At 49.6% G+C, this 3762-nt stretch carries 2 protein-coding genes; one reads left to right on the forward strand and one right to left on the reverse strand.

Going from position 1 to position 3762, the window contains the following annotated elements; all coding sequences use genetic code 11:
- Positions 1–1191 (reverse strand): NADH-quinone oxidoreductase subunit 5 family protein (locus tag VB081_RS07140; RefSeq protein ID WP_323400137.1); only part of this gene is annotated, 1191 nt, incomplete at its 3' end.
- A 252-nt stretch (positions 1192–1443) separates the two neighbouring features.
- Here VB081_RS07140 and VB081_RS07145 point away from each other — a divergent pair.
- Positions 1444–3153 carry an outer membrane protein assembly factor BamB family protein gene (locus VB081_RS07145; protein WP_323400138.1) on the forward strand — a complete coding sequence of 570 codons (1710 nt, stop codon included), beginning with the start codon at positions 1444–1446 and terminating at the stop codon, positions 3151–3153.
- The last annotated feature ends 609 nt before the right edge of the window (positions 3154–3762 follow it).

The following is a 3762-nucleotide window of genomic DNA, read 5'->3' on the forward strand; positions in this document are numbered from 1 at the left end:
GCCCACCGACAGGAACATCAAAGACTTGGAGACCGCGTGGAAGATCATCAGTAAGATACCCGCCCACACGGCTTCGTACATACCCACGCCCGCGCAGGCCGTGATGAGGCCCAGATTCGACACGGTGGAATAGGCGAGCACCTTTTTGCCGTCGCTTTGAGAAATGGCGAGCAGAGAAGTGACAAAGAAGGTGAAGCCTCCTATCGTAGTGACAAGTAGCCCCGCAAGGTTGCCAAACAGGGCGGGGGATAATCGCAGCAATAAAAAGACGCCGGCCTTTACCATCGTTGCGGAATGCAGCAGGGCGCTTGTGGGCGTGGGCGCGACCATCGCACCCAGCAGCCAGCCCGAAAACGGGAGCTGCGCGCTTTTTGTGAGCCCTGCAAACGCAAGCAGGATGACTGGAATGATGGCAAACGTGACATTGGAGCCGAGAATGACAAGGCTCTGCAAGTCGGCGATTTGCAGCTGCAATGCGCAATAAACGATGGCAATGGCAAAGCCTAAGCCACCTAAAAGGTTCATCCACAGTGCTTTGAAGGAGTTTTTGACTGCTTCCTCTGTCTGATTGTAACCGATGAGCAGGAAAGAACAGATGCTTGTGATCTCCCAGAAGAAATACATCCATGTAAGGTTGTTGGAGAACACGAGACCGAACATCGCGCCCAAAAATACGAAAAGCATAGCGAAGAAGAACGAGCGCCTGTCCTTATATTCGGAATGGTGTGCCTTGTAGTCCTTCATGTAGCCCATCGCGTATACACAGATGAGGCAGCCGACCACGCCGATGATAAGACACATTATAATGGTCAGGTTATCAGAAAAGATGTGCGCGACCGGTTGTATCTGGTTGTTTTGACCGCTTAGCTCCAGCCACGTGATGAGCAGCGTCTGGACAACGGACAGGATCGCGCAGTAATACTTTTTATAGCGGAAGCTGTAATAACAGATCACGCCCATCAGCACCCATTCGATCACCAAAATCAGCATATCAAGAGATTGCGTTTCCGGCAGGTAGGACACGGTATGCCCGATGGACAAACTTTGCGCCACAAAATAAATAACTGCGGCTACGATAACGCCGCAGAACACGAACAGGCTGACCCTGCGCACAGGAGTCCCTTTGCGCATGAACGCCAATACAAGCGCCGCCGCAAAAGGAACTAAAATCAAAAATGCAAGAATCGTCAAAAAACTGCCCCCTCAAAATCAGTATGCCGGACAAGCCGTCTTCATTAAAATCCCGCATACTTATTGATTTTATTTATGGTTTTTCAAAACCATATCTATACTACTGCACAATACTTGTTATGTCAATTAAAGTCGCAATTAAATAGGAAGAAAAAATCATCTGGGGAAAAGGACGTTCGGTTTGAACTTTTGGGGGTATCATTATATAATGAAATGCAGTGATCATAATATGGATAAAGGCAGGAAACGGATATGGTGTGGATCATCGTTCTTATAATATTGGCAATCCTTATCATAGCGGGCGGAATCTATGTGAAAAACCGTCGCTACGGGAAAAAAACGCGTGGCAGCATGCAGGCAAGCTATCATCCTGAGGCGCAAAAGGACGCGGACGGAGACAAACCATACGCAACGCAGGATACGAAGCCTGAAAACATGGGCTTTGTAACGCGGCTGTCGGTGGATGGCAAAGAGGTGCCTGTGGATTCTTATATGCGGGAGAAGCCCGTCAATTTTGGCGAGGGCGACGAATACACCGGTCTTGAAGGCATCGTCACGTTCCGCGGCAACAACTACAGGGACACAGCCAGCTATGGCAACCCTGTGATCAGGGAAAGAAAATTAGATCCCGACTATTGGCACATCGGCACGGGCTTTTTGGAAAAGAGCGATATCAGCAAGGGCAAGGGCTCGGCTGTGTGGTCGGGCAGCGGATGGACAGGACAGCCGATGATCGTGCGCTGGGACGAGCAGACGCGCAAGGTCATGAACCTGTACCCTGACAAAAAGGAAAAAGAAGGGCTTGTTGAGGCGATCTATGCGACGATGGACGGAAACGTCTATTTTATCGATATCGAGGACGGCACACCTACGCGCGATACGCTGACGCTTGGCCTGCCCTTTAAGGGTGCGGGCGCGATCGACCCGCGCGGTATCCCCATGCTGTTTGCGGGCGCGGGAGACTCGCTGCCCGACTCTTATGGCGAGGCAGGGTATGCGCGCGCGTTTTTTTGCAGCCTGACCAATTTTGACAAGATGTATGAGTTGGGGGCGAAGGACCCGTTTTCGCCGCGGATTTTCCACGGATACGACAGTTCGGCGCTTGTGCACGCACAGACGGACACATTGTTTTACCCGGGGGAAAACGCGATCATCTATTCGATGAGATTAAATACCAAATTTGACAATGAAACAGGCAAGCTTTCCATCGACCCGTCGGAGATGGTCAAATGGACGTACAATACAGACCGTACGAGTGAGGAAAGCTACTGGTGGGGCATGGAGGACAGTGCCGTCATCTGGAAACAGTATATGTATATCGCGGACAACGGCGGCAATATGATGTGTATGGATCTAAATACCATGCAGCTTGTATGGACGCAGGATACATTGGACGATACCAACGCCTCCCCCGTATTTGAGGAGGAAGCGGACGGAAGCAAATATCTGTACGTTGCGCCGTCACTGCACTGGCAAAAGAGCAACGCGACAAATACTGGGAAAATATCCATCTTTAAAATGAATGCGATCAACGGTGAGATCGTGTGGGAGAAGCCGTACGATGTGCATACCGTGTATGGCGTATCGGGCGGCGTACAGGCAACGCCTGTGCTCGGCAAGGGCAGCATTTCTGACCTGCTGATCGTTCCGGTGGCTCGCATGCCGTATAAACCGAGCGGCATACTGGTCGCACTCGACAAAAAGACGGGCGAGGAACGCTGGGTGTTTGATATGAAGGCATATGCGTGGAGCTCGCCTGTGGCGGTGTACGCGCAGGACGGCACGGCTTACATCGTGCAGTGTGACAGCAAGGGCAACGTGTTCCTGATAGACGGCCTTACGGGCAAGGTATGTGACAGGATCAACGTTGGTGCGAATGTGGAGGCTTCGCCCGCGGTATTTGAAAATACCATTGTCGTCGGGACGCGCGGTTCGCAGATCGTGGGCATCAAAATAAGATAGGAAACAGGACAACTAGATTTTGTCAGGACGAATGTATATACGGACGTCCCCGCGGGCAGGCAAAGCCGAGGGGACGTTTTTTGTATGATTGAAATTTGGAAACAATAACAGGTTGGGCGAAAGCTGTCATTGTTTTTATGAGAAATTATAGAAAATCAGTTAAAAATGTAAAAATATGGAATTAACAGTACAAGTTTAGCACGAAAAACACATTGTTATAGTACAAGTTTGTGTTAAAACGACTGAAAATGCGTTGACACATGTATTGCAAAATGTTAAGTTACATATAGCAAAAGAAAACAGCACAACTTGTTGGAAAATCATAAAGTAAAAAATTGAACAATAAGGAAACAGGGCAGGAGCTTTTTTCAGAAGAAGCACGTTGCCAGTGTATTTGTTTTACCATTTTTCAGACAGAATAAAGTTTGCCGAAAGGCAAAAGAAAAGATAGAGAGGGAAAAGGAGAAAGAACATGAACAAAGTTTTGTTGGTTGTACTATGTGTTGCATTACTGGGGGCAATGGTAGTCGGGTGCGGTGCACCTGCCACGCAGAGCGCAGCGCCGAGCGAATCGGCTGCGGCATCGGACGACGCTTCTGCTACGGTGGA

This window comes from Christensenella sp., from assembly GCF_034927525.1.
Lineage (GTDB): Bacteria > Bacillota > Clostridia > Christensenellales > Christensenellaceae > Christensenella.

What these genes read in the sequence shown, in the direction of transcription:
- VB081_RS07145 (WP_323400138.1), top strand. Translation starts at nt 1,444, where the DNA reads ATGGTGTGGATCATCGTTCTTATAATATTGGCAATCCTTATCATAGCG.